The sequence below is a fragment of the Streptomyces sp. NPDC031132 genome (genome assembly GCF_055570595.1).
In genome coordinates, this window is record NZ_JBVIGX010000002.1 from 369,763 (window position 1) to 393,464 (window position 23,702).

A 23,702-nucleotide genomic window follows, 5' to 3' on the forward strand; every position below is an offset into this window, starting at 1 on the left:
CCTAGAGGGCGCCGACGAACGCAGCGAAGGCGGCGGGACTCACGGTGAAGGCGGGGCCTTCGGGGTTCTTGGAGTCCCGGACGGCGATCCGGCAGGGCTGGGCGGCGACCTCGACACAATCACCGCCGGTGGTGCCGCTGTACGAAGCCTTGCGCCAGGCGGCGGCGCCGAGGGGGGCGCACTCCACGCACTCGCCGCCCGTGTCGCCGCTGTACGAGGACTTACGCCACCTTGCGCCCGTCAGGTTCTGGTTGGTGCCCATAACGCTCCTCCATTACACGGGCGATCCGCGCCGCCGAGTCCTCCACGGAGAGCGCGGCGGCCTGCAAATGATCGTAACGGAGCGAACCCTCCCTGAGAGCCTGTGGATTGGCCGTCATATGGCCCTGGACAAAGTCCTCGGTATAGACGAGGTCCGGGTCGTCCTCGAAGCGCAGGAGGGTAAACGAGCCCATCAGCCCCGCATGGGCGCCCGCCTCGAAGGGCAGGATCTGCACCCGCACCCACTCCCGGCTCTGCAGAGCCAACAGGTGGTCGAGTTGGTTCCGCATGACCGCCCGGCCACCGATCTCCTGGTACAGCACGGCCTCGCTCATCACCACCCACATCAGTGGCGGGTTCTCGCGGTCCAGGATGCGCTGCCGATCCATCCGGGCCGCCACCTTCACGTCGAGCCCGTTCGTTCCCCGCACGCCAAGCACTGCCTGCGCGTACTCCACGGTCTGCAGCAGGCCGTAGACCAACTGCGGCTGGAAGGTGGAGATGTACGAGGCCTGGGCCTCCATCTCCGCGTACTCCTGGAACCACGACGGCAGCTGACTCCTCAGTACCAACCCAACCAGCCGCGAGAACAGCCCGTCGGTGTCCAGCGAGGCGTCGAGCCGCTCCGAGAACTCCCGGGTCGGGACCTTCCTCGCCGTTTCGATCTGGCCGATCAGCGAGGCCGTGCAGAAGATCAGGTCCCCGAGCTGCCCTTGTTTCAGCCGGGCGGCCTCCCGCAGCCGGCGCAGTTCCGCGCCGTAGTAGTCCAGCGGGGACGCGCTGGGATCGAGGTCGCGGATGTTGACCATGAGGCGGTCACCCCCAAGTACACGCCTTGCGGCGTTCGTTTCGGTCCGTAGCCGAGCGTAACCACCTCGCCCCACTCTGGTGACGTGAATCACGTAACTGAGCATTCAGCAACCGGACTTGGCGAGAGCTACCGCATGGGCTTCACCGTGAGTGAGCATTCGGCCCGGCACATGCGGCGCATCCTGCGGATCTACCTGGCCAGTTGGGGCCTGGCCGGGCTGACCCACGCCGCCGAGCTGGCGCTGACCGAGCTCGTCTCCAACGTCGTCCGGCACGTACCCGGCCGGGCCTGCTCGGTGCTCATCCTGTGCGGGCCGGGCGGGCTGCGTGTCGAGGTGGCGGACGACTGCCCGAGCCCGGTGCGCGTGGTGCACCCCGACGGCGGGGAGCTCGCCGAGGGCGGGCGCGGGCTGCGTCTGGTCGAGGCCGTCACCGACCGCTGGGGCATCGAGCCGACGGACACCGGGAAAACGGTGTGGTTCGAATGCGACGGACCCCGCACCGAACCGGCGCGGGCCAATACCGGCCAAGTCCGAAAATCGCTCTAGATCCCCTCAGTACCAAATGATCCAATCTGGGGCGTTAACGCCGACCCCATTTCACTTCAGGAAGGAAATCGCCTGTGAATTGCGTAACGTACGCGGACCTGCACCGGCAAGTCTCCTTGGACATAGACGCGGAATTGGCGACCGCCCTCTTACGCCTCGCCCCGGCCCCGGGTACGGGCGCCGCGAAGAGCGCGGTGAGCAGACTCCTCCGGCATCAAAAACTGAAGCATCCCCTGTCGGTGCTCCCGATGATGGTGCACGCCGTCGAGACGGGGGATCCCGGGCCGGCCGTCCCGCTGGCCGCGGTGCACGTGCTGTGGTGGACCTCGGCCTGCTACCTCGACGACCTGGCCGACGGGCACGGCACGTCCGCTTCGGACAGCCTGACCCAGAACGAGGCCCTGCTGGCCTCGGTGCTCAGCGGCGCGGTGGTCCCGATCCAGATCATCCGGTCCCTCCCGGTGTCGGCGGAGGTCCAGGGCGCCCTGACGGCCGAGATCGCGACCGGCTGGGTGGTGGGCACCGAGGGGCAGCTGAGCGACATCGACGGAGATGCCGACGGCGCCACCCGGAACTCGGTGATCGAGGCCTACCGCGGGAAATCCGGCGGACCGTTCTCGATGATCACGGCGATGGGGGCGATATTGTCGGGCGCGAGTGACGAAAGAGTGGAACTGTGGCGGGAGTTCGGCTACATATTCGGCATCCTGTGGCAGTTGTTCAACGATCAGGAAGACATCCTGTCCGGCCGCAATGAGGACCTCCTCAACGGGACGGTCACTTATCTGCTCACCTGCGTCCTCGATGACGCCGCCACGCCTCGGGCCCGGCAGGAAGTCCTCGGCTGGTGCGCCGCCGCGCGGAATTCGGAGGAGGCGCGCGAGGAGCTGACCCGCCTCCTCCTCGCGCCGGCCGTGCTCGACCGGTACGCCGCGGACCTCGACGCGTTCCGCGGCGAGGCGCACCGCCTGCTCACCACGCTGGACGGCGACGAGCAACACGTACCGGGCATGCGGCATCTCGTGGACCACGCGGCGCAGATGCTCCTGCGGACGCACCTCGTCCCTGCCGCCGTATAGGCGCCGCGGTCCCGGCTGGGTCAGCGCGGCACGGCCGCCGGCGCGGTACGGGCGAGTTCCTTGGCGTCCTGCTCACACGACGACCCGGGGTGCCGTTCACGGGTGAGGGTCGCGTCGACGGTGAGGTTGCCGTCGCGGACGGCGAGGGCGCAAACGGTCTTGGATCCTTTGTCCGTCCGGCAGGCCTCGTCACCGACGCCCAGACCGGTCTCCTGGTCGCCGTCGCCCCATGCCGTGTTGAAGCGACGCTGCTGTTCGTCGGCTGCGAGCCCGGGTCCGAAGCCGCTCAGCATCAGGTCCCGCTGGACCGCCTCGCCCGGCGGCTCGGACGGGCCGGAGGCATAACAGGCGCAGCTGGTCTGCGCCGTGTCGGCCTGCTCGGCATGGCGGTCCTCGGCCACGGTCCGCCCCTTGGGCAAGTGCCCCGCCCTCTCCCCACAGGTGGGGATCTTCGCGTACGTGCCGAGGCCGACGGCGATGGCCGCGGAGGCGGGCGAGGAGGCGGGCGCTTCCCCCTTCCCCGTCGGGGATCCGCCCCCGCCCTCGGGCCACCACGACGCGGGCGGGGCGACGACGCCGGCCGGGGCGACCGGACCGAGCAGGTCGGCAGCCCGGCGGCGGTCGGCCGGTGGATCAGCCCGGCCCGGCGGGCCTCCGCCGCGCCGAGGCGAGCCCCGCCGCCAGGCGGCGCGGGAGCTCCTCGGACAGCACCCCGGCGGACTCGACCGCGGCCCCGAGCGAAGGCCCGGCGACGACACCGCCGGCGCTCGAGGCGCAGGGGCTCGGGGCACCGCCCCCGCAACGGCGCCGCACCCGACCCGATCCAGCCCCGCCGGCGCTCGAAGCGCAGGGGCTCGGGGCACCGCCCCCACAACGGCGCCGCACCCGACCCGATCCAGCCCCGCCGGCGCTCGAGGCGCGGGGGCTCGGGGGCAGCGCCCCCCGCAACGGCGCCGCACCCGACCGGAGTCCGGGCGGAGCCCGGGGAAACGGTGAAAGGGCGGGACGGGGAGACGGCCCCGCGCAGCGGCACCCCCACCCCGAAGGCCCCCGACATGGTGCGCTACCAGCCGGTAAGGCACCATGGGCCGCCCAGCCCACCGCAACACGCCCCACCCCCTCGGAGGAACACATGGCCACCCCCAAGCCGGAGACCCTCGCCGCCTTCGAGGCCGCCAAGGGGTTCATGCCCGTACGAGAGGGCCTGGCCCTGTACGAGGCCGCCACCGCGGCAGCGGCACTGGGGCTCCCCCTCCTCGAGGTCGGCACGTACTGCGGCCGCTCCACCATCCTGCTGGCCGACGCCGCCCGCGAGGCCGGGGTGGCCGCCATGACGGTCGACCACCACCGCGGCAGCGAGGAGCAGCAGCCCGGCTGGGAGTACCACGACCCGACCGTGGTGGACCCGGAGGTCGGACTGATGGACACCCTCCCGACCTTCCGCCGCACCCTGCACCGGGCGGGCCTCGAGGACCACGTCATCGCAATCGTGGGCCGCTCCCCGCAGGTCGCCGCGGCCTGGGGCGGCAAGCTCGGCCTGGTCTTCATCGACGGCGGCCACACCGACGAGCACGCCACGGGCGACTACGAAGGCTGGGCCCCGCACGTCGCCGAGGGCGGCACGCTCGTCATCCACGACGTGTTCCCGGACCCGGCCGACGGCGGCCAGGCCCCGTACCGGATCTACCTGCGCGCCCTCGCCTCCGGCGCCTTCGAGGAGATCTCGGTGACCGACTCCCTCCGCGTCCTGCGCCGCACGGCCCCCGGCATCTGACGGCGCCGCGGCCGGGACCCGGCCCGTCGGCATCCCACGCCCCCGGGCCCCCGGCGGACCCGGCACCGAGGCAGCCCCGCAGCCCCGGCCCGGCAGCCCCGGAAGCCGGAGGCCGGTCGCACGCCTCCGGCGGCCCGGCACCCCCGGGGGCCGCAGCCCCAGGCGGCCGCGCGGCCCCGCAGCCCCGCAGCCCCGGGATCCGAAGGCCCGGCCCCCGCTCCAGTGGCGCGGGTCCGGTGCTCAGGACCCCGAAGGGGCAGGTCGGCGGCCCGTCAGGGCCATTCGGAACATCCAGGCATATAACGGTATAAGCGCACCACGCCCCCGTATGGCCCACGGTCCGCGCCGCCGGCCGGTGGCCGGTCTAGCATCGCGACGTGCCCTACGACGACAGTCCCCCATCCCCCGAGTCCTCCTCCTCGGTCAGCCCGGAGCCGCGGTCGTTCGCACGCCGCTCCGGCCTCGCCGTCGGGGCCGCCGTGCTCGCCCCGACCGCCCTGGCGGGGTGGGTCCTCGTACAGGTGACGACCGGTGCGGGGGCGGACGACGCCCGCCCGCCCCGGATCGTGATGCCGGCCGCCTCCCCCACGGACGGCACGGCCGCGACCCCGAGCTCCGCCCCCACCGGGAGCCCCGCGGAAGGCCCCGCCAACAGCCAGAGCCCCGCCAAGGGCCCGCTCGCCGGCAAGACCGTGGTCATCGACCCCGGCCACAACACCGGCAACTTCAAGCACACCGCCGAGATCGACAAGAAGGTCGACATCGGCACCAACCGCAAGGAGTGCGACACCACCGGCACCACCACCAACTCCGGCTACATGGAAGCGGAGTTCACCCTCGACGTGTCCCGCCGGCTGCGGGCCGCCCTGGAGGCCAAGGGCCTCAAGGTGGTCCTCACCCACCAGGCCGACCGCCCCTTCGGCCCCTGCATCGACGAGCGCGCCCGCATCGGCAACGAGGCCACCGCCGACGCCGTGGTCTCGGTCCACGCGGACGGCGTCTCCGAGGGCAACCGCGGCTACCACATCATCCTCCCGGCCAAGGTCAAGGGCGGTGCCGCGGACACCGCCAAGATCGTCGCCCCCTCGCGGGACCTCGGCGAGCGGATCGCCTCGAACTTCGCCCGGACCACCGGCTCCGCCCCCGCCAACTACCTCGGCAGCGGCACCGGTTTGGTCGTCCGCGACGATCTCGGCGGACTCAATCTCTCGACGCGGCCCAAGGTGTTCATCGAATGCGGCAACATGCGTGACGCCAAGGACGCGGCGCTGCTGACGAGTCCGGAGTGGCGGCAGAAGGCGGCCCAGGGCATCGCGGACGGCATCGTCGGCTTCTTGGGCGGGTAGTCCCACCGGGACAGCCTGCCGCCCCGATCCTCTCGGCCGCGGGGAACCTCCGTACCATGGTCCCGCCCGCCCCGCTCCTGCACGTGCGACCGCGGCACCACGAGACGACCGAGACCGAGAAGGACACCTAAGACGTGAACATCCGCTCCCTCACTCGAGGCGACGGCGTGGTGATCGGAGCAGCGGTGCTGCTGTTCATCGCCTCGTTCCTCGATTTCTACTCCGCGACCGGCCTCGACCTGCCGAGCGTGTGGGACACCGACGTGTACCGTCTGGCGCTTCCCACCATCTTCCTGCTCGGCTTCATCGCGGCCGGCCTGATCATCGCGGCCCGCTTCCAGCCGGAGACCCGGAAGCTCGCGGGCCTGCCCCTGGCCGCGTGGGGGACGGTACTCGCGGTTGCGGCCGCCTGGTCCTCCCTCTGGTCCCTGATCACCAGCCCGAGCGGCGCCGACCTCGGCGCGGGCTGCATCATCGCCTTCCTGGCCACCCTCGCGCTGGCCGGTGTGGCCGTCGCGGGCGCCAAGATCCCGGCGCTCGCCGGCCCGCTGATGCCGGAGGCCAAGCCCGTCGCCCCCGCGCCGTACGGGGCGCAGCCCCAGCCCGGCGCCGGGTACGGCTACCCGGGCGGCCAGCAGCCGCAGCCGTACGGCTCCACCCCGCAGCCGGCCCCGCCGTACGGCGGCACCCCGACCCCGACCCCGGCTCCGGCGCCGCAGGACCAGACGCCCGCCCCGGCGGGGGACTTCACCCCGTTCTGGTTCGCGGTCCCGGTGGCCCGCCCCCTCTTCCCCGAGGACGGCTCCCCCAGCCCGATCGCCGAACTCGCGCCGGGCACCTGGTACCTGGCGGTCGACCAGCGCGGCCCCGCCACGCTGATCGCCCAGACCCAGGACGGCCGCCGCGGCGTCCTGAACGACACCTCGGGCATCCAGCGCGGCTGACCCCGCGCCGACGGCCGGTGCAGCGTCCCGACGGCCCCCCGCCCTTCCGGGCGGGGGGCCGTTGCCCTACAGTCACCTGACGCATCGTCAGATACGGCTGTGGCGCGGCACGCACGGCGCCACCACGGCATCGCGGAGGGGACGCACATGCGCCTCGGACTCGCACTCGGCTACTGGGGCCGCGGCCCCGACCCGGCCCACCTCGACCTCGCCACCGAGGCCGAGAACCTCGGCTACGACTCGGTGTGGACCGCCGAGGCCTGGGGCTCGGACGCCTTCACCCCGCTCACCTGGATCGCCGCGCACACCTCGCGGATCCGCCTCGGCACCGCCATCGCGCAGATGGCCGCCCGCTCCCCCACCGCCACCGCCATGCACGCCCTGACCCTGGACCACCTCTCCGGCGGCCGGATGATGCTGGGCCTGGGCCTCTCCGGCCCCCAGGTGGTCGAGGGCTGGTACGGCCGCCCCTTCCCCTCGAGCCCGCTCACCGCGACCCGCGAGTACGTCGACGTCGTGCGCCAGGTGCTGCGCCGCGAGGCCCCCGTCGCCCTCGACGGCCGCTTCCACCAGCACCCGTACCGCGGGGAGGACGGCACCGGCATCGGCAAACCGCTGAGGCCCATCACCCACCCGCTGCGCGCGGACCTGCCGGTCCTGCTGGGCGCGGAGGGCCCGAAGAACATCGCGCAGACGACCCGGATCGCGGACGGCTGGCTGCCCCTGTACTGGTCGCCGACCCGCACCGACGTCTACCAGGCCTCGCTCACCGACCTGCCCGAAGGGTTCATGATCGCCCCGATGGCCCGGGCCAAGGTCTGCGACGACGTCGCCGAAGGACTGCTTCCGGTCAAGGCGATGCTCGGCTTCTACATCGGCGGGATGGGCCACGCCGCCCGCAACTTCCATGCCGACCTGATGGCGCGGATGGGCTATGAAGAGGAAGCCCGCCGCATCCAGGAGCTGTTCCTCGCCGGCCGCCGGGAGGAGGCCGTGCTCGCCGTCCCGGACGCGTTCGCCGACGAGATCTCGCTGATCGGGCCGCGCGAGCGGATCGCCGAACGCCTCGACCTGTGGCGCAAGGGCCCGGTCACCGACCTCCTCCTGACGGCCCCGGACCCGCACACCCTGCGCGTCCTGGCGGAGCTCAACAGCTAGGGGTGTCACCGGCGTCGGCCTCGGCCTGCGGGACCGCCGCCAGCAGTTCCCTCAGGTCCAGCGGCATGACGGCGATCTCGATGCTCCCGCCCTCGCCGGTCCCGTACGTGCAGGCCACGATCCGCGATCCGGGGTTGATGGACATGCCCTCCTTCACGGACGGCGCCCGCACCCCGGTGGCCCGGCCGCCGGGCAGCGGTACGGGCTCCCCGCGCCGGGGCACCCAACGGGCCCCGGCGGGGCCGGGGAACACCCGGCCCGTGCGCCAGCGGCCCGCGCCGGCCGGGTGCCGGGCCATGCACGGGATCCCGTCCGGGCTCCCGGCGGCGACCCGCTGCCGGTGCCTGCGCCGGACGAGCCAGCCGATGCCGGCGGCGGCGGCCGCGAGGGCCAGGAACTCGATCATCCGCCCATTGAAGCAGGCAGACAGGCGGCGGGCCGGAGGGGCGACGCTGCCCCGTCCGGCCTGCCTGTCTGCCTGTCTGCTTGTCTGCTTGTCGGGGTGGGACCCGTAGGCCTATCCACCGCTGAGCTGGGAGGCGCTCGGAACCTTGTCGGTCACCGGGGCACCCGCGCTCTTGCCGGCGTCCTTGACCCCGCTGATGACGCCTTCGAAGGAGCCGATGTCGGCATCGCCCGCGTCACCCTTGCGCAGCTTGGAGCCCAGCCCCTTGAGGGACGCGATGCCCGCCGTCAGCGGGGCCACCGCCTTCGACAGCAGCGGGTCGCCCTTGGCGTTGTCCGCGGCCGCCTTCAGCCGGTTGTACGCGAAGGCTCCGGCGAGGCCCGCCTTGATGAGCGCGAACGTACGGCCCTTGGCGCCCTTCTTGAACTTGCCCGCGCGGTACGGCTTGATGATCCACTGGTACGTCGCCCCGGCTGCGAGCCCCGCGTTGGCGACGAAGCGCGTCTTGGCGAACTTCTGCTTCTCCGCGGAGGTGCTGGGCGTGGGCTCGGCGGCGAGCGCCTCCTCGGTGCCCTGCGCGGCAACCGCCTCTGCGGCGATCACCTGCGCGGCGAGCGCCTCGTCGGCGACCGCCTGCTGCGCGGCCACGGATACGGGGACGGCCTCGCGCTGGCCCCTGCTGCCGCCGGCGCCGCTGCCGCACGCGGTGCCTCCCGCGACCAGCGCGGTGGACACGAGCAGCGCCGTGACGGCGCGGCGGAGTCGGGAAGTTCCGGGTATGGACACGCCGGGTATGGAAACGCTGGGTTTGGACACGTTGACCTCCGGGGAGTGAGGTGTCTCCCGCAGAGTCACCCGGGCCCCGGCGATCCGCCACTTGGGGGACCCGTTCGGGTTTGTTTCGCACGGCCGGGGCAAGACGCGCAGCATGCGCACACACACCCGAGTACACGCCCGCGGAGGCGTTCAGGCCGGCCGGGTCGTCGCCGCGGTGGCAGACGTGCTGGCCTTCGTGATCGCCCTGTGGATCCTGCTGTATTTCCTCGACGCCAACCGGGGCAACGGCCTCGTGGAGTTCATCCACGACGCCGCCACCTGGCTGGCCGGCTGGTCCTACGACCTGTTCACCTTCGACCAGGAGTGGGTCCAGGTGGTGGTGGGCTACGGCGTGGCGGCCGTGGCGTACCTCGTCATCGGACACCTCGTCGCGGGCCGGCTCTACCGCCACTGACCGCGAGTTCCCCCACGGGCAGGCCTCCGTCCGCGGCGGCCTGCCCCCTCACGTGCCCGCAACGCCGCCTACCGGCAGCAGTCCGGCTCCAGCCCGGCCGGCAGCTCCAGCCCCCCGAACACCGCCCCGGTGGCCTCGTCACCGCCCAGCGCGGCCACGGCCAGCAGCAGCGACCCGGCCGTCCAGGTCGTCTGCTCGACCGGCCACACCGCCTTGTCCTCGAAGACGTAGCCCGTCCAGTACATGCCGTTGTCGGCGCGCAGGTGCGTGATGGAGCGCAGGATGTCCAGCGCCCGGTCCGACTCGCCCGTTGCCCACAGGGCCAGGGCGAGCTCGCAGGACTCCCCGCCCGTCACCCACGGGTTCGGCAGGACGCAGCGCACTCCGAGGTCCGGGACGACGAACTCGTCCCAGCGCCCGTCGATCCGCGCCTTCGCGTCCGCGCCGGTGAGGGCGCCGCCCAGCACCGGGTAGTACCAGTCCATCGAGTAGCGGGACTTGTCCAGGAACCGCTCCGGGTGCCGCCGGATCGCGTGCCCGAGGGCCCCGGCCGCGAGCTCCCAGTCCGGCTGGGGCTCCTCGCGGTGCTCGGCGATCGCCAGTGCGCACCGCAGCGCCTGGTGGATCGAGGAGGAGCCGGTGAGCAGCGCGTCCGTGACGGGACTGCCGTCGGCCTCCCGCTTCCAGCCGATCTCGCCGCCCGGCTGCTGGAGCGCGAGCACGAACTCGGTCGCCGCGTACACGACGGGCCACATACGGTCCAGGAACGGGTCGTCGCCGGTGGCCAGGTAGTGGTGCCAGACGCCGACGGCTATGTACGCGACGAAGTTGCTCTCGAGGCTCGCGTCCTGCGGCTCGGCGGTGTCCACCCCGTCCGGCCGGTCGGCGTACGCCGCGTACCAGGAGCCGTCGGCGTTCTGGTGCCGGGCCAGCCAGTCGTACGCCCGCTCCGCCGCCTCGTGCTCGCCCGCCGCGTCCAGCGCCATCGCGGCCTCGGTGTGGTCCCACGGGTCGAGGTGGTGCCCGCGGAACCACGGGATGGCCCCGTCGGAGCGCTGCGCGGCGAGGATGCCGGCCACCGTCCCGGCGGCCTCCTCGGCGGTCAGCACCCCGTCCAGGACCAGGCGTTCGGTGCGCCCGGGCGAGCTCACTTCGCCGCGCCGACGGGCAGGTGCGGCTTCGTCGCGTACGCCACGAAGCTCTTGCCGATGAGCGGGTTGAGCGCCTGCTCCGCGAGCCGTGTGGCCAGCGGCTTCTTCATGATGTCCCAGACCAGCAGCTTGTGGTACGCCTTCACCGGCAGCGCCTGGTCGTTGTCGACGCCGAACGCGCACTTGAGCCACCAGTACGGGGAGTGCAGCCCGTGGGCGTGGTGCGTGCCGTACGGCTTGAGGCCGGCGGCCTTCATCTTGCCGAGCAGCTCGTCGGCCTTGTAGATGCGGATGTGGCCGCCCTCGACCTCGTGGTACGCGTCGGAGAGCGCCCAGCAGATCTTCTCCGGGCCGTAGCGCGGCACGGTGATGGCGATGCGGCCGCCCGGCTTGAGGACGCGGACCATCTCCGCGAGCACGCCCTTGTCGTCGGGGATGTGCTCCATCACCTCGGAGATGATGACGACGTCGAAGGACTCGTCGGGGAAGGGCAGGGCCAGCGCGTCGCCCTCCATGGCGGTGGCGGTGGCGCCGGCCGGGGCCTCGCCGGCCTCCTTCATGGCGGCGAACCACTTGGCGACCTCGCGGATCTCCTCGCCGTTGCGGTCGACTGCGACCACCTGGGCGCCGCGCCGATAGCACTCGAAGGCGTGCCGGCCGGCGCCGCAGCCCAGATCGAGCACACGGTCGCCTGCGGCGAGCGGGAACCGGGAGAAATCGACGGTCAGCACGGGGTCCTGCCTTCGCGGTCGCGGGGGTGATCGGGGGTGGTGTGGATGAGGCGGAAGGTCACCGCGCGCGGCGGGTGCGGCCGGCTGCCTGCTCGATGGCGGCGCGGTAGTGCGCGGCGGTGCCCTCGGCGGCTCTGGCCCAGGTGAACCGGGCCAGCACCCGCTCGCGTCCGGCGGCGCCGAGGCGGGCCCGCAGCTGCGCGTCGCCCAGCAGCCGGCCCAGCGCGGCGGCCAGCGCGCCCGCGTCGCCGGGCGGCACCGCGAGGCAGGTCTCGCCGTCGGGGCCCGCGACCTCGGGGATCGCGCCACCGGTGGTGGCGACCAGCGGGGTGCCGGTGGCCATGGCCTCGGCGGCGGGCAGCGAGAAGCCCTCGTACAGCGACGGCACGCAGGCGACCTGTGCGCTGCGCACCAGGTCGACGAGCTCGGCGTCGGTGATGCCCTTGACGAAGCGGACCGCGTCCTGGAGGCCGTACGAGTCGATCGCGCGGGCGACCGGACCCTGCTCGGCGCGCTTGCCGACGACGACGAGGTGGGCGTCGGGCTGCTCGGTGCGCAGCTTCGCGAGCGCCTCGACGAGGTGGACGAGGCCCTTGAGGGGGACGTCGGCGCTGGAGGTGGTGACGATCCGCCCCGGTACCTCGGCCACGGACGCGTCGGGCGACCACAGGTCGGTGTCTGCGCCGATGTGGACGACGTGGATGCGCTCGTCGCGGACGCCCAGGTGCTCGGCGATCTCCTGCTTGGAGGATCCGGAGACGGTCAGCACGGACGGCAGCCTGCGGGCGACGCGCCCCTGCATCCGCGTGAAGCCGTACCAGCGCCGGACGGAGAGCCGCTTCTTGCGGTCCTTGGCGGCATCGAGGTCGAGCTGCCGGTCCACGGTGATGGGGTGGTGGATGGTGGTGACCAGCGGCGCGCCGAGGTCGGCCAGCAGGCCGTAGCCGAGCGTCTGGTTGTCATGGATGACGTCGAACTCACCCGCACGGGCGGCGAGGTGGCGCCGGGCCCGCAGCGAGAAGGTCAGCGGCTCGGGGAATCCGCCGGTCCACATGGTGGCGACCTCGAGCGCGTCGATCCAGTCCCGGTATTCGTCGCGCTTCGGCGTGCGGAACGGGTCGGGGTGCCGGTACAGGTCGAGGCTCGGCAGTTCGGTGAGCGTGGCGCCGGTGTCGAGGACCGGGTACGGCTGCGCGCCGAGGACCTCGACGGAGTGCCCCAGCCTCACGAGCTCCCGCGAGAGGTGCCGGACGTAGACGCCCTGGCCGCCGCAGAACGGGTTCCCCTTATAGGTGAGGAGTGCGATGCGCAACGGGCGGTCGCCGTCGGTGGCGGAACCCGCAAAAGGGCTCGTCACCATGGCCTCAGCGGTCACTCTCGGCCCCCTTCTCCCTGCACTTTCGCCGGAGCGTAACCGCTCGCATAATGTAGAACAAGTTTCAGACTTGATCCGTCGAAGACCATTGAATCTACCGGCCGGAAACCACACCGTAAGAGGCGGAGCAGGTGATTCACGCCACGGCTTCGGCGCCTGAGATGCTGGTTGTCGATCACCTGCCGATCACCTGCCGATCACGACGAGAACAGCCCGGAAATCAGCACCGCAACGACACGGAACGCCATGGAACGGGACAGATGACAGCGGATGCGAAAGCCGTCGCCACGACGGCGTCCCCTCCCCTGACGGAGCGCCAGGAGGCGCGCCGCCGCCGGATCCTGCACGCCAGCGCCCAGCTGGCCAGCCGGGGCGGTTTCGACGCCGTCCAGATGCGGGAGGTCGCGGAGGCCGCCGGGGTCGCTCTGGGCACCCTGTACCGGTACTTCCCGTCCAAGGTGCACCTGCTCGTCGCGACGATGCAGGACCAGCTCCAGCACATGCACACGACGCTGCGCAAGCGGCCCCCGGCGGGCGAGGACCCGGCCGCCCGGGTCGCGGAGACGCTGATGCGGGCCTTCCGCGCGCTGCAGCGGGAGCCGCAGCTCGCCGATGCGATGGTCCGCGCCCTGACGTTCGCGGACCGGAGCGTGAGCCCCGAGGTGGACACGGTGTCCCGGCTGACCACGGCGATCATCCTGGACGCGATGGGCCTGGACGCCCCGCCGACGGCGGAGCAGCTCTCGGCGGTCCGGGTGATCGAGCACACCTGGCACTCGGCACTGATCACCTGGCTCTCGGGACGCGCCTCGATCGCCCAGGTAAAGATCGACATCGAGACGGTGTGCCGCCTGATCGACATGACGGCGCCGCCGGCGGGTGGGGCTGCCGGGGCTGCCGGGACCGCGCGAAAGGCCTGATCCCGCCCTACGTGTGCGCGCATGCATGCATACGTACGCACGCACGCGGCGGCCCCGGCGGCGGCCGGCCGGTGCCCGCCGCCGCCAGGGCCGCCGTTCGGCGCTTCTCCGGTCATTCCTCCGGGGGGAACACCGCCTCGCCGGTGGCTGCCAGGGTGATCATGATGGCCTCCACCGGGCAGCCCTCCGCCGCCGCCAGGACCGGCTCGTTCGCGTCCGTCTCCGGATCCCGGGGGTGCGACTGGCGCGCCGAGTCCAGCGCGAAGCCCTCCGGCGCGTGGTTCACGCACATCCCCGAGCCGATGCAGACCCCCCGGTCCACCTCCACCACCCAGCGGTCGCCCATGGCGCTCACGCACCCGCCGCGTAGCCCGCCGGCAGGTGGATCATCTTGTGCTCCAGGTACTCGCCGAGCCCCTCGGGCCCGAACTCCCGCCCCACACCGCTGTTCTTGTAGCCGCCGAACGGCCCCAGCATGTCCAGGCTGAAGGTGTTCACGTTGAACGTGCCCGTGCGCACCTGCCGCGCGAAGTCGATGCCGTGCTCGACGTCCCCCGTCCAGACGCTGCCGCTCAGCCCGAACTCCGAGTCGTTGGCGACCCGTACCGCCTCCGCCTCGTCCCCGTACGGGATCAGGCAGACGACCGGTCCGAAGATCTCCTCGCGGGCGATCCGCATCGAGTTGTCCACGTCCCCGAACAGCGTCGGCTCCACGTACCAGCCCTGCTCGAGCCCCGCCGGGCGGCCGCCGCCCGCCAGGACCTTCGCACCCTCCTCCTGGCCGATCCGGATGTAGTCCAGCGACCGCTGCTGCTGCCGCCTGGCCACCAGCGGCCCGAGCTGCGTCGCCGGGTCCAGCGGGTCGCCGACCACCAGCGCGCCGGCCGCGGCCGCGAGGGCCTCGGCGACCTCCTCGTACCGGCTGCGGGGCGCGAGCACCCGGGTCTGGGCCACGCAGGCCTGCCCGTTGTTCATCCAGGCCGCCGGAACGATCCCCGCGATGGTGGACTCGAGGTCGGCGTCCGGCAGGATCACGGCGGCGGACTTGCCGCCGAGTTCGAGCGTGACCCGGGTCAGGTTGCGGGCGGCGACCTCCATCACGCGCCTGCCGGCCGCGACCGAACCGGTGAACGCCACCTTGTCGACGCCGGGGTGGCCGACCAGGTACTCGCTGACCTCCCGGTCGGCGGGCAGGATCGACAGCACGCCCTCCGGCAGCCCGGCCTCCCGTGCGATGTCGGCGAGGATGTACGAGTCCAGCGGCGACTCGGGGGACGGCTTCAGGATCACCGTCGACCCCGTCAGCAGCGCCGGGGCGAGCTTGGCGGCGGCCACGAACTGCGGCACGTTCCACGGAATGACGGCCGCGACCACGCCCACCGGCTCCCGGCGCACCAGGATCGGCCCGAGCACTCCCTGGCGGTGCTCCTCGTACGGGTAGGCGCGCGCGACCTGGATCGCGGCGTCGTAGACCATCATCGGGCCGAGCGCCTGCGCGAGGACGCTCCAGGAGTACGGGGACCCGTTCTGGGAGCTGATCGACCGGGCGATCTCCTCGTGCCGGACGGCGATCGCGTCCTTGATCCGGGTGACGACGGCGATCCGCTCGTCCAGGGACATCCGGGGCCAGGGGCCCTCGTCGAAGGCCCGGCGGGCGACGGCGACGGCGCGGTCCACGTCCGCGCGGGAGGCGTGCGGGACGCTGCCGATGACCTGCTCGGTGTGGGGGGAGACGATCTCGATCGTGTCGGTACCCAGCGGATCCGTCCACTCCCCGCCGATGAACAGGTGTCCGTGTTCCACGAGCTCGGTCATGGCTGCTGCCTCCTGCGGCTTGGCGTTCCCGAACTGATACCAGTTCTAGTTCTAGGAGTCCACGGCCAGGACGGAACAGCCCGGGTGATCCAACGAAGGGTTACGACTAGTCAGAACGGGCCGCAGATGGTCGACTTGGGCGACTACTGCAACACGTTCTCGTGAGAGTGAGCCGGCGGCGCAGGCGCGGCCGGGCGCAGACAGGGAGCTCCCATGCCGCAGGACACGCCGCCCACCCCGCCCCACGCCACGCCGGACCCGGCACCGGACACCGAGCCGCAGGTCACCCCGCACGTCACCGACCACGGCGGCGGCGTCCACGGCATCAAGGTGCCGATCCCCGACAACCCGCTCGGCCACACCCTCGTCCACGTCCTCGACACCGGCCGCGGCCCCGTCCTCGTCGACACCGGCTGGGACGACCCCGCGTCCTGGGACACCCTCGTCGCCGGCCTCGGCGCCCTCGGCATCGCGATCGCCGACGTCCACGGCGTGGTCATCACCCACCACCACCCCGACCACCACGGCCTCTCCGGCCGGGTCCGCGAGGCTTCCGGCGCCTGGATCGCCATGCACGCCGCCGACACCGAGGTCGTCGTACGGACCCGCTCCGCCGAGCCCGGCGTCTGGTTCGACTACATGAGCGAGAAGCTGGCCACCGCCGGAGCCCCCGAGGAACACATCGCCCCCCTGCGGGCCGCCCGCGCGAGCGGCCGCATGCGCACCCTGCCCGGGCTGCGGGCCGCCGTCCCCGACCGGGAGATCGTCCCCGGCGAACTGCTCCCCCTCGCCGGGCGCCGGCTGCGCGCCATCTGGACCCCGGGGCACACCCCCGGCCACGTCTGCCTGCACCTGGAGGAACAGCACCCGGCGAACCTCCCCGGCAACGGCCGCCTCTTCTCCGGGGACCACCTGCTGCCCGGGATCTCCCCGCACATCGGCCTCTACGAGGCCCCGGAGGACACCCGGGTCACCGACCCCCTCGGCGACTACCTCGACTCCCTCGAGCGGATCGGCCGCCTCGACCCCGCCGAGGTGCTCCCGGCCCACCAGCACGCCTTCACCGACGCCCCGGCCCGGGTCCGCGAACTGCTGCGCCACCACGAGGACCGGCTGAGCGGGCTGTGGGAGCTGCTGGCCGAGCCGCTGACCCCGTGGGGGCTGGCGGAGCGCATGGAGTGGAACCGGCCCTGGGAGCAGATCCCGTACGGCTCGCGCAACATCGCCGTCTCGGAAGCCGAAGCCCATCTGCGGCGGCTGGTGAAGCAGGGCCGGGCCGAAGCGGTCCCGGGCAGCGACCCGGTCACGTACCGCGCGGTGTGACGTAGGTCCCGCCGGATCCCGCCGGCCCCGCCTGTAAGGGGCGCTACGGCCGGACGCCACCTTTCCGGACTGCTACGGGCCGGTACAGTGAGCCCGTCGTCCACCCTTCCGTGCGGGGAAGAAGCCGGTGCGATTCCGGCGCTGACCCGCAACCGTGACCCGCCCCGGCCCTGCCGGGCGGGGAGCCGGACCGCCCCGTACGCGAGGTGCGCGGCTCGCGCCGCCGGAGCCCCGGCGGCCGGCACCGTCGAGGTAAACGGAGCCGGAGCCCGGTGCCCTGTGCGCGCCTGCCTCCTGCTCCCCAGCACGAGAGGCACCCGCCCCCATGAACGTCCGCCGCAGCGCCGCCGCGCTCGCCGCCTCCGCCGTGCTCTGCGTGGGCGCCGCCCCCGCAGCCCTCGCCGCGCCCTCCCCCTCCACCCCGCCGGCCCCGGTGATCCCGTCCGGGCTGTACGGCAAGAACGACCCGACGTACGACGGCGTGTGGCGGCAGTCCTTCGCGCTGCTGGCCCAGCAGACGGTCGGCGTCAAGCCGGCCGACGAGGCCGTCGCCTGGCTCGTCGGCCAGCAGTGCGCGAACGGCGGCTTCGCCTCCTTCCGCGCGGACGCGGGCGCGGCCTGCGACGACAAGACGATGTTCGACACGAACGCCACCGCGATGGCCCTGCAGGCGCTGAAGGCGCTGGGCGGCCAGGACGCGGCGGTGAAGAAGGGCGTGGACTGGCTGAAGTCCGTCCAGAACGAGGACGGCGGCTGGGCCTTCGTGCCCGGCACCCCGAGCGAGGGCAACTCCACCTCCATCGTCATCAGCGCGCTGGCCGTGGCGGGCGAGAAGCCGGCCGAGGTGAAGTCGAAGACGGGCAAGTCCGCTTACGAGGGCCTGCTCGCCTTCCAGCTGGGCTGCGCCACCGAGCCCGCCGCCGACCGGGGCGCCTTCGGGTACCAGCCGGCCGACGGCAAACTCCCCGCCAACGCCGACGCCACGGCCGCGGCGGTCCTGGCCGGCCTCGGCCAGGGGGCGGTCGTGGCCCCTGCCGCGACGGACACCCCCGCGGCCGCACTGGCCTGCCCGGCGGGCACCACCGACCCGGCGGCCGCCGCCCAGGGCGCGGCCGGCTACCTGGCCGAGGCCCTGAAGAAGGACGGCCACCTCACGGCCGTCACCCCCGGCGCCGAACAGCCGACCGCGGACACCGGCAACACCGCCGACGCGGTGATCGCACTGGCCGCGGCCGGGCACAAGGCGTCGGCGGCGGCCGCGCTGGAGTGGCTGAAGGCCAACTCGGCGCAGTGGGCCCAGGGCAGCCCGGCGGCGCTCGGCACCCTGGTGCTGGCCGCACACGCGACGGGCACGGACCCGAAGTCGTTCGGCGGCACGAACCTGGTGACGGCCCTGAACGCAACGGGCCCCGCCCCGCAGACGGGTGAGTCGGCGGCGCCGAAGCCCAAGGCGGACTCGAAGTCGTCGAACCAGAACGTGTGGTGGATCGTGGGCGCGGGCCTGGCGGCCGGCATGGGCATCGGCGTCCTCCTCAGCGGCCGCCGCAAGAAGAACCAGCTCTGATGCGGCGCCGCAGCCCGACCACCCCGCCGGCCCTCGCGTTCGGCATCCTCCTCACGCTCCTGGCGGCCTCCCCCGCGCTGGCGGCGGGCTACCGCTACTGGTCGTTCTGGGAGGGCACGGGAGGCCAGTGGCAGTACGCCACACAGGGCCCCTCGACGGCCCGCCCGGCGGACGGCTCGGCCCTGGGCTTCCGCTTCGCGGTGAGCAAGGATGCGGCGGCCGAGGCGGCGAAGCCGCGCGCGGCGGCCGACTTCGCGGCGGTCTGTGCAGCCACTCCGGCCGTGGAGGGCCGCAAGCGGATCGCCGTGGTCGTCGACTTCGGCGGCCCGGCGGACGCCCCGGCGGGCGACGCCCCGCCGCAGGACGCCCCGCGCACGGTCTGCGCCCAGGTCGCCCCGGACGCCACGGCGGCCGAGGCCCTGGCGGAGGTCGCCAAGCCGCTCCGCTACAACAGCGCGGCGCTGCTGTGTGCGGTGTCCGGCTACCCGAAGCAGGGCTGCGGCGAACAGATCGCCGACGCGGGACCCGAGCCGACGGACACCGCGCCCGAGGACGGCGGCCCGTCGACGGGCCTCCTGGCCGGCCTGTCGGCGGTGGCCGCCCTTGCGGCCGCCGCGGTCTGGCAGTCCCGCCGCCGCCACCGATGACCCCCTCCCCCGCAGGTCCGGCCCCGGCCGAGGGCCCCCGGCCGGGGCAGCCGCAGACCGCCGGGCCGGCGGCTCCGGCCGGCGTCTCGCACCTCGCCGGGGTCGACGCCGCCCACGGCCTGCGGCCGACCGCGCCCGCCGGCGACGCCGGGCACCCGCCGCAGGGCGGCCCCGGAGCGGTGGCCCAGGCGGGGTCCGGCCGGGGTGGCGACGATCAGCCGTCGACCGGGGCCGCCCGCACGCGGACTCCGCTCCGCCCCGGTGGTGCGGGGCGGACCCGCCGGCTCGCAGACGGCGACGTGATCCCGGCCGGGGCCGGACCCGCCGGGGCGGGCGACCCCGGGTCGTGGCCGACGTACGAGAAGAGCCGGATCCGCCGCATGGCTGCGCCGCAGGCCCGTCGGGGGAACGCCCTGCACGCGGGAGCGTGGTGGCTCTGGGCGCTCGGCCTCGCCACGGCCGCCTCCCGCACCACCAATCCCCTCCTCCTCGGCCTGATCGTCGGCGTGGCCGGCTACGTCGTGGCCGCCCGCCGGACCTCCGCCCCCTGGGCCCGTTCCTACACGGCCTTCCTCAAGCTCGGCCTCTTCGTCATCGGGCTCCGCCTCCTCTTCTCCGTGCTGCTCGGCTCCCCGATCCCCGGCGCGCACGTGCTGCTCACCCTCCCCGAGCTCCCGCTGCCCGCCTGGGCGGCCCAGGGCATCCGCATCGGCGGCCGCGTCACCGCCGAGCAGCTCGTCTTCGCCTTCTACGACGGCGCCAAGCTGGCCACCCTCCTCGTCTGCGTCGGCGCCGCGAACGCCCTCGCCAACCCGGCCCGGCTGCTGAAATCCCTCCCGGCCGCCCTCTACGAGGCCGGCGTCGCCGTCGTCGTCGCCATGACCTTCGCGCCGAACATGGTCGCCGACGTCGCCCGTCTGCGGACCGCCCGCCGCCTGCGCGGCCGCCCCACCGGCGGCGTCAAGGCGATCCTCCAGATCGGCCTGCCCGTCCTGGAGGGGGCGCTGGAGCGTTCCGTCGCCGTCGCCGCCTCGATGGACGCCCGCGGCTACGGCCGTACCGCGCAGGTCCCGCCCGCCGTCCGGCACACCACCAACGTCCTCACCCTCGGCGGCCTGCTCGGCATGTGCGCCGGCACGTACGGACTGCTCGCCGCCGAGGGCGCCGGGTACGGGCTGCCGGTCCTGCTCCTCGGCCTCGCCCTGGCCCTCGCGGGCCTGCGCCTCGGCGGCCGGCGCAGCATCCGGACCCGCTACCGGCCCGACCGCTGGGGGTGGCGCGCGTGGCTGGTCGCCGGGTCGGGCGCGGCCGTCGCCGCCGTCCTGATCCGTGCCGGGACGGTGGACCCGGCCGCCCTGCAGCCCGGCGTCGTCCCGCTGGTCGCCCCGACCCTCCCCCTGTGGCCGGCGGCGGCGATCCTGATCGGCCTGCTCCCCGCCTTCGTGGCGCCCGTACCGTCCGCACCGTCCGCACCGTCCGCACCTCCGAAGGAGGCATCGCAGTGATCCGCTTCGAGCAGGTGTCGGTCACGTACGACGGCGCCGCGCAGCCCACCCTCCGCGACGCCGACCTGGTGATCCCGGAGGGCGAGCTCACGCTCCTGGTCGGCCCGTCGGGCGTCGGGAAGTCGACCCTCCTCGGTGCGGTCTCCGGCCTGGTCCCGCATTTCACGGGGGGCACGCTGCGGGGCCGCGTCACCGTCGCCGGCCGCGACACCCGCACCCACCGGCCGCGCGAGCTCGCCGACGTCGTGGGCACGGTCGGCCAGGACCCGCTCGCGCACTTCGTGACGGACGTGGTCGAGGACGAGCTCGCCTACGGCATGGAGTCCCTGGGCCTGGCCCCGGCCGTCATGCGCCGACGGGTCGAGGAGACCCTGGACCTGCTCGGCCTGAACGAGCTCCGCGACCGCCCCATCGCCACCCTCTCCGGCGGCCAGCAGCAGCGGGTCGCGATCGGCTCGGTCCTGACCCCGCACCCGACGGTCCTGGTCCTGGACGAGCCGACGTCGGCGCTGGACCCGGCGGCCGCCGAGGAGGTCCTGGCGGTCCTCCAGCGCCTGGTGCACGACCTGGGCACGACGGTCCTGATGGCGGAGCACCGCCTGGAACGCGTCGTCCAGTACGCGGACCGGGTCCTCCTCCTCCCGGCCCCGGGCGCGGCGCCGGTCCTCGGCAGCCCGTCCTCGATCATGGCCGTCTCCCCGGTCCACCCCCCGGTGGTGGCCCTGGGCCGCCTGGCAGCCTGGTCCCCCCTCCCCTTGTCGATCCGCGACGCCCGCCGCCAATCCCCCACCCTCCTCTCCCGCCTCCCCCTCACCCCCACCCCCACACCCCAGCCCACCCCGCCCCGGCCGGCGCCCCCGATCCCGCCGGGCACCCCGGCTCCGCCGCACCATCCAGCTCTGCCGGCCACCTCGGCCGAGCTGACGCCCGCGGCACCGTCGCCCACTCCGACCCGGCCGGCGTCGCCCACCCCCCTGCCCGCCGCGGCCCAGCCCGTGTCCCCGCCCCCGCCGGGTACCCCGGCTCCGCCGCGCCAGCCGGCCCCGCCGGCGTTTGAGGCGCGGGGGTCCGGGGGCGGAGCCCCCGGTTGCGGGAAGGGGCGGGGTGGGGAAGAAGCCCCGCGCAGCGGCCCCGCCCCCCGCCCCGGCCTCCTGGCCCGCCTGCTCCGCCGGAGCGAGCCGACCCCCGGACCCGCCACCGGTAGCGGAACCGGCAGCGCGACCCCGACCGTGCCCGGACCCGGCACCGGCACGCGGAGCGGCACCGGCACCGGCACGCGCAGCGGCATCGGCACCGGCACCACCCCGGCCGAGCCAGTGGCCGAGGCATCCGCCCTCTCCCTCCGCCGCGGCCGCGCCGAAGTCCTGCACGGCATCGACCTCTCCGTGGCCCCCGGCGAAACCATCGCCCTCATGGGCCGCAACGGCGCCGGCAAGTCCACCCTCCTCGCCACCCTCATCGGTACGCTCGCCCCCACCACCGGCACCGTGACCGTCGGCGGCCGCACCCCCCACCGCACCGCCCCGCAGGAGATGGTCCGCCGCGTCGGCCTCGTCCCGCAGGAGCCCCGCGACCTCCTCTACGCCGACACCGTGGCCGCCGAGTGCTCCGCCGCCGACTCCGACGCCGGCGCGGCCCCCGGCACCTGCCGGGAGCTCGTCTCCGCCCTGCTCCCGGACGTCCCCGACGACACCCATCCCCGGGACCTCTCCGAGGGCCAGCGCCTGGCCCTCGCCCTGGCCCTCGTACTCACCGGCCGCCCCGCGCTGCTCCTGCTCGACGAGCCCACCCGCGGTCTGGACTACGCCGCCAAGGCCCGCCTGATCGAGATCCTCCGCGGTCTCGCCGCCGACGGGCACGCCATCGTCCTCGCCACCCACGACGTGGAGCTCGCCGCCGAGCTGGCCCACCGGGTGGTGATCCTGGCCGGCGGCGAGATCGTCGCGGACGGCCCGAGCGCCGAGATCGTCGTGTCGTCCCCCGCCTTCGCTCCCCAGGTGGCCAAGATCCTGGCCCCGGGCCACTGGCTCACGGTGACCCAGGTCGCAAAAGCCCTGGCCGAAGCAGAAGCCGAGGTCGAAGCCAAAGCCGAAGCGAACGCAGACGCAGAGGCAAACGCAAACGCAGAGGCAGAGGCAGAGGCCACGTCATGAGCCACCCCGCCCGCCCCCTCCGCATGGGCCCCCGCGCCGCCGCGGCCCTGCTCCTCGTCACCTTCATCGGCATCGCGGCCTTCGGCTGGCCCCTCCTCGCCGACCGCCAGTCCGGCCTCGCCCACTCCCAGGACGCCCCCTGGCTCTTCGCGGCGCTCCTCCCCCTCCTCGTCGCCGTCGTCGTCGCGACCATCGCCGACCAGGGCATGGACGCCAAGGCGGTGGCGATGCTCGGCGTCCTCGCCGCGGTCGGGGCCGCCCTCAGACCGCTGGGCGCCGGCACGGCCGGCCTGGAGCCGATGTTCTTCCTGATGGTGCTCAGCGGCCGCGTCCTCGGCCCGGGCTTCGGCTTCGTCCTCGGCTCGGTCACGATGTTCGCCTCCGCCCTGCTCACGGGCGGGGTCGGGCCGTGGATGCCGTTCCAGATGCTGGCGATGGGCTGGTTCTCGCTGGGCGCCGGGCTGCTGCCCGGCCCGGACCGGCTCCGGGGCCGGGGGGAGCTGCTGATGCTGGCGGCGTACGGCTTCGTGGGCTCGTTCGCGTACGGCACGATCATGAACCTGCAGGGCTGGGTGCTCCTGCAGGGCATGGGCCAGGGCATTTCGTTCCACCCGGGGGATCCGGTCACCGCCAACCTGGCCCGTTTCCTCGCGTACTGCGCGGCGACCTCGCTCGGCTGGGACCTGGGGCGGGCCGTGCTGACCGTCGTACTGACGCTCGCGATCGGCGGCACGCTGCTGAAGGCGCTGCGGCGGGCGGTGCGAAAAGCGGCGTTCGAGGCACCCGTTTCCTTCGGTTCGGGTTGAAAGTGGCCCCGCACACACCCCATTTCGGGTAACGAAACACCACAGAAGGTGACATTCGGGCCTTATCCCGGTGACTCACCCCATAGGACCCACGTCACATACGACGCGGGGTAGTAGCCCTCAGGGCCTCCTCCCGCAGCCTTGAAACCGGCCCT

General features: G+C 73.7%; 24 protein-coding genes. 14 read left to right on the plus strand and 10 right to left on the minus strand.

Annotation, left to right across the window (positions count from 1 at the left end; all coding sequences use genetic code 11):
• Nucleotide 1: 1 nt before the first annotated feature.
• On the minus strand, nt 2-262 hold the full coding sequence (locus ACZ49B_RS04690) for a DUF397 domain-containing protein (RefSeq protein ID WP_468300407.1): 261 nt from the start codon (nt 260-262) through the stop codon (nt 2-4).
• The gene (locus tag ACZ49B_RS04695; protein WP_468300409.1) at nt 222-1,070 is read right to left on the minus strand and encodes a helix-turn-helix domain-containing protein; all 849 of its coding nucleotides are present in this window, start codon (nt 1,068-1,070) and stop codon (nt 222-224) included. The genes ACZ49B_RS04690 and ACZ49B_RS04695 overlap by 41 nt, the downstream gene beginning before the upstream one ends.
• A gap of 147 nt (nt 1,071-1,217) precedes the next feature.
• Between ACZ49B_RS04695 and ACZ49B_RS04700 the strand changes: the two genes are divergently transcribed.
• Together ACZ49B_RS04700 and ACZ49B_RS04705 are read left to right on the plus strand one after the other, a co-directional pair.
• Nucleotides 1,218-1,619 carry an ATP-binding protein gene (locus ACZ49B_RS04700; protein WP_468300411.1) on the plus strand — a complete coding sequence of 134 codons (402 nt, stop codon included), beginning with the start codon at nt 1,218-1,220 and terminating at the stop codon, nt 1,617-1,619.
• Nucleotides 1,620-1,693: 74 nt separating this feature from the next.
• Nucleotides 1,694-2,698, plus strand: a complete 1,005-nt coding sequence (locus ACZ49B_RS04705) for a polyprenyl synthetase family protein (protein WP_468300412.1) — start codon at nt 1,694-1,696, stop codon at nt 2,696-2,698.
• A gap of 20 nt (nt 2,699-2,718) precedes the next feature.
• Here ACZ49B_RS04705 and ACZ49B_RS04710 read toward each other — a convergent pair whose 3' ends face one another.
• Nucleotides 2,719-3,099, minus strand: coding sequence for a hypothetical protein (locus ACZ49B_RS04710; protein WP_468300414.1), 381 nt, complete (start codon nt 3,097-3,099; stop codon nt 2,719-2,721).
• A gap of 731 nt (nt 3,100-3,830) precedes the next feature.
• Between ACZ49B_RS04710 and ACZ49B_RS04715 the strand changes: the two genes are divergently transcribed.
• From ACZ49B_RS04715 to ACZ49B_RS04730, 4 genes are all read left to right on the plus strand, one after another.
• Entirely contained in the window at nt 3,831-4,472 is a 642-nt protein-coding gene (locus ACZ49B_RS04715; RefSeq protein WP_266994215.1) for a class I SAM-dependent methyltransferase, read from the plus strand.
• Nucleotides 4,473-4,849: 377 nt separating this feature from the next.
• Nucleotides 4,850-5,818 carry an N-acetylmuramoyl-L-alanine amidase gene (locus tag ACZ49B_RS04720; RefSeq protein WP_468300416.1) on the plus strand — a complete coding sequence of 323 codons (969 nt, stop codon included), beginning with the start codon at nt 4,850-4,852 and terminating at the stop codon, nt 5,816-5,818.
• Nucleotides 5,819-5,952: 134 nt separating this feature from the next.
• Nucleotides 5,953-6,762 carry a hypothetical protein gene (locus tag ACZ49B_RS04725; protein WP_468300418.1) on the plus strand — a complete coding sequence of 270 codons (810 nt, stop codon included), beginning with the start codon at nt 5,953-5,955 and terminating at the stop codon, nt 6,760-6,762.
• A gap of 147 nt (nt 6,763-6,909) precedes the next feature.
• Nucleotides 6,910-7,920: an LLM class F420-dependent oxidoreductase gene (locus ACZ49B_RS04730; protein WP_468300420.1), complete on the plus strand. Its 1,011-nt coding sequence runs from the start codon at nt 6,910-6,912 to the stop codon at nt 7,918-7,920.
• Here the strand turns inward: ACZ49B_RS04730 and ACZ49B_RS04735 are convergent.
• Both ACZ49B_RS04735 and ACZ49B_RS04740 read right to left on the minus strand, forming a co-directional pair.
• Nucleotides 7,910-8,326 carry a hypothetical protein gene (locus ACZ49B_RS04735; protein WP_468300422.1) on the minus strand — a complete coding sequence of 139 codons (417 nt, stop codon included), beginning with the start codon at nt 8,324-8,326 and terminating at the stop codon, nt 7,910-7,912. The two genes, ACZ49B_RS04730 and ACZ49B_RS04735, sit on opposite strands and share 11 nt — an antisense overlap.
• A 111-nt stretch (nt 8,327-8,437) precedes the next feature.
• Nucleotides 8,438-8,926 (minus strand): hypothetical protein, encoded by a 489-nt coding sequence (locus tag ACZ49B_RS04740; protein ID WP_468300766.1) that lies wholly within the window; start codon nt 8,924-8,926, stop codon nt 8,438-8,440.
• 328 nt (nt 8,927-9,254) lie between these two features.
• On the opposite strand from ACZ49B_RS04740, the gene ACZ49B_RS04745 reads away from it, so the two are divergent.
• Entirely contained in the window at nt 9,255-9,557 is a 303-nt protein-coding gene (locus tag ACZ49B_RS04745) for a hypothetical protein (protein WP_468300424.1), read from the plus strand.
• Between the two features lie 68 nt (nt 9,558-9,625).
• On the opposite strand, the gene ACZ49B_RS04750 is transcribed toward ACZ49B_RS04745, so the two are convergent.
• The 3 genes from ACZ49B_RS04750 to ACZ49B_RS04760 are packed head-to-tail and all read right to left on the minus strand — an operon-like array spanning nt 9,626 to nt 12,814.
• On the minus strand, nt 9,626-10,708 hold the full coding sequence (locus ACZ49B_RS04750) for a prenyltransferase/squalene oxidase repeat-containing protein (RefSeq protein WP_468300426.1): 1,083 nt from the start codon (nt 10,706-10,708) through the stop codon (nt 9,626-9,628).
• Nucleotides 10,705-11,439 carry a class I SAM-dependent methyltransferase gene (locus tag ACZ49B_RS04755; RefSeq protein WP_030291475.1) on the minus strand — a complete coding sequence of 245 codons (735 nt, stop codon included), beginning with the start codon at nt 11,437-11,439 and terminating at the stop codon, nt 10,705-10,707. Before ACZ49B_RS04755 ends, ACZ49B_RS04750 begins: the two co-directional genes overlap by 4 nt.
• A 58-nt stretch (nt 11,440-11,497) precedes the next feature.
• Nucleotides 11,498-12,814: a glycosyltransferase family 4 protein gene (locus tag ACZ49B_RS04760; RefSeq protein WP_468300428.1), complete on the minus strand. Its 1,317-nt coding sequence runs from the start codon at nt 12,812-12,814 to the stop codon at nt 11,498-11,500.
• A gap of 260 nt (nt 12,815-13,074) precedes the next feature.
• Here ACZ49B_RS04760 and ACZ49B_RS04765 point away from each other — a divergent pair, with 260 nt between their 5' ends.
• Nucleotides 13,075-13,734, plus strand: a complete 660-nt coding sequence (locus ACZ49B_RS04765; RefSeq protein ID WP_468300430.1) for a TetR family transcriptional regulator — start codon at nt 13,075-13,077, stop codon at nt 13,732-13,734.
• 112 nt (nt 13,735-13,846) lie between these two features.
• Here the strand turns inward: ACZ49B_RS04765 and ACZ49B_RS04770 are convergent, their stop codons facing one another.
• Together ACZ49B_RS04770 and ACZ49B_RS04775 are read right to left on the minus strand one after the other, a co-directional pair.
• A complete protein-coding gene (locus ACZ49B_RS04770) occupies nt 13,847-14,080 on the minus strand; it encodes a ferredoxin (RefSeq protein WP_053785199.1) in 234 nt (77 codons plus the stop codon).
• Between the two features lie 5 nt (nt 14,081-14,085).
• On the minus strand, nt 14,086-15,549 hold the full coding sequence (locus ACZ49B_RS04775; RefSeq protein WP_383507545.1) for an aldehyde dehydrogenase: 1,464 nt from the start codon (nt 15,547-15,549) through the stop codon (nt 14,086-14,088).
• Nucleotides 15,550-15,762: 213 nt separating this feature from the next.
• Between ACZ49B_RS04775 and ACZ49B_RS04780 the strand changes: the two genes are divergently transcribed.
• The 6 genes from ACZ49B_RS04780 to ACZ49B_RS04805 all read left to right on the plus strand — a co-directional run bounded on the left by ACZ49B_RS04780 (nt 15,763) and on the right by ACZ49B_RS04805 (nt 23,547).
• Nucleotides 15,763-16,872, plus strand: a complete 1,110-nt coding sequence (locus ACZ49B_RS04780; RefSeq protein WP_468300432.1) for an MBL fold metallo-hydrolase — start codon at nt 15,763-15,765, stop codon at nt 16,870-16,872.
• A gap of 325 nt (nt 16,873-17,197) precedes the next feature.
• On the plus strand, nt 17,198-18,436 hold the full coding sequence (locus ACZ49B_RS04785; RefSeq protein WP_468300434.1) for a prenyltransferase/squalene oxidase repeat-containing protein: 1,239 nt from the start codon (nt 17,198-17,200) through the stop codon (nt 18,434-18,436).
• Entirely contained in the window at nt 18,436-19,083 is a 648-nt protein-coding gene (locus tag ACZ49B_RS04790; protein WP_468300436.1) for an SCO2322 family protein, read from the plus strand. The genes ACZ49B_RS04785 and ACZ49B_RS04790 overlap by 1 nt, the downstream gene beginning before the upstream one ends.
• 380 nt (nt 19,084-19,463) lie before the next feature.
• Nucleotides 19,464-20,588, plus strand: a complete 1,125-nt coding sequence (locus ACZ49B_RS04795; protein ID WP_468300768.1) for an energy-coupling factor transporter transmembrane component T family protein — start codon at nt 19,464-19,466, stop codon at nt 20,586-20,588.
• A complete protein-coding gene (locus tag ACZ49B_RS04800) occupies nt 20,585-22,741 on the plus strand; it encodes an ABC transporter ATP-binding protein (protein WP_468300438.1) in 2,157 nt (718 codons plus the stop codon). The genes ACZ49B_RS04795 and ACZ49B_RS04800 overlap by 4 nt, the downstream gene beginning before the upstream one ends.
• Entirely contained in the window at nt 22,738-23,547 is an 810-nt protein-coding gene (locus ACZ49B_RS04805; RefSeq protein ID WP_468300440.1) for an ECF transporter S component, read from the plus strand. Before ACZ49B_RS04800 ends, ACZ49B_RS04805 begins: the two co-directional genes overlap by 4 nt.
• Nucleotides 23,548-23,702 lie beyond the last annotated feature (155 nt).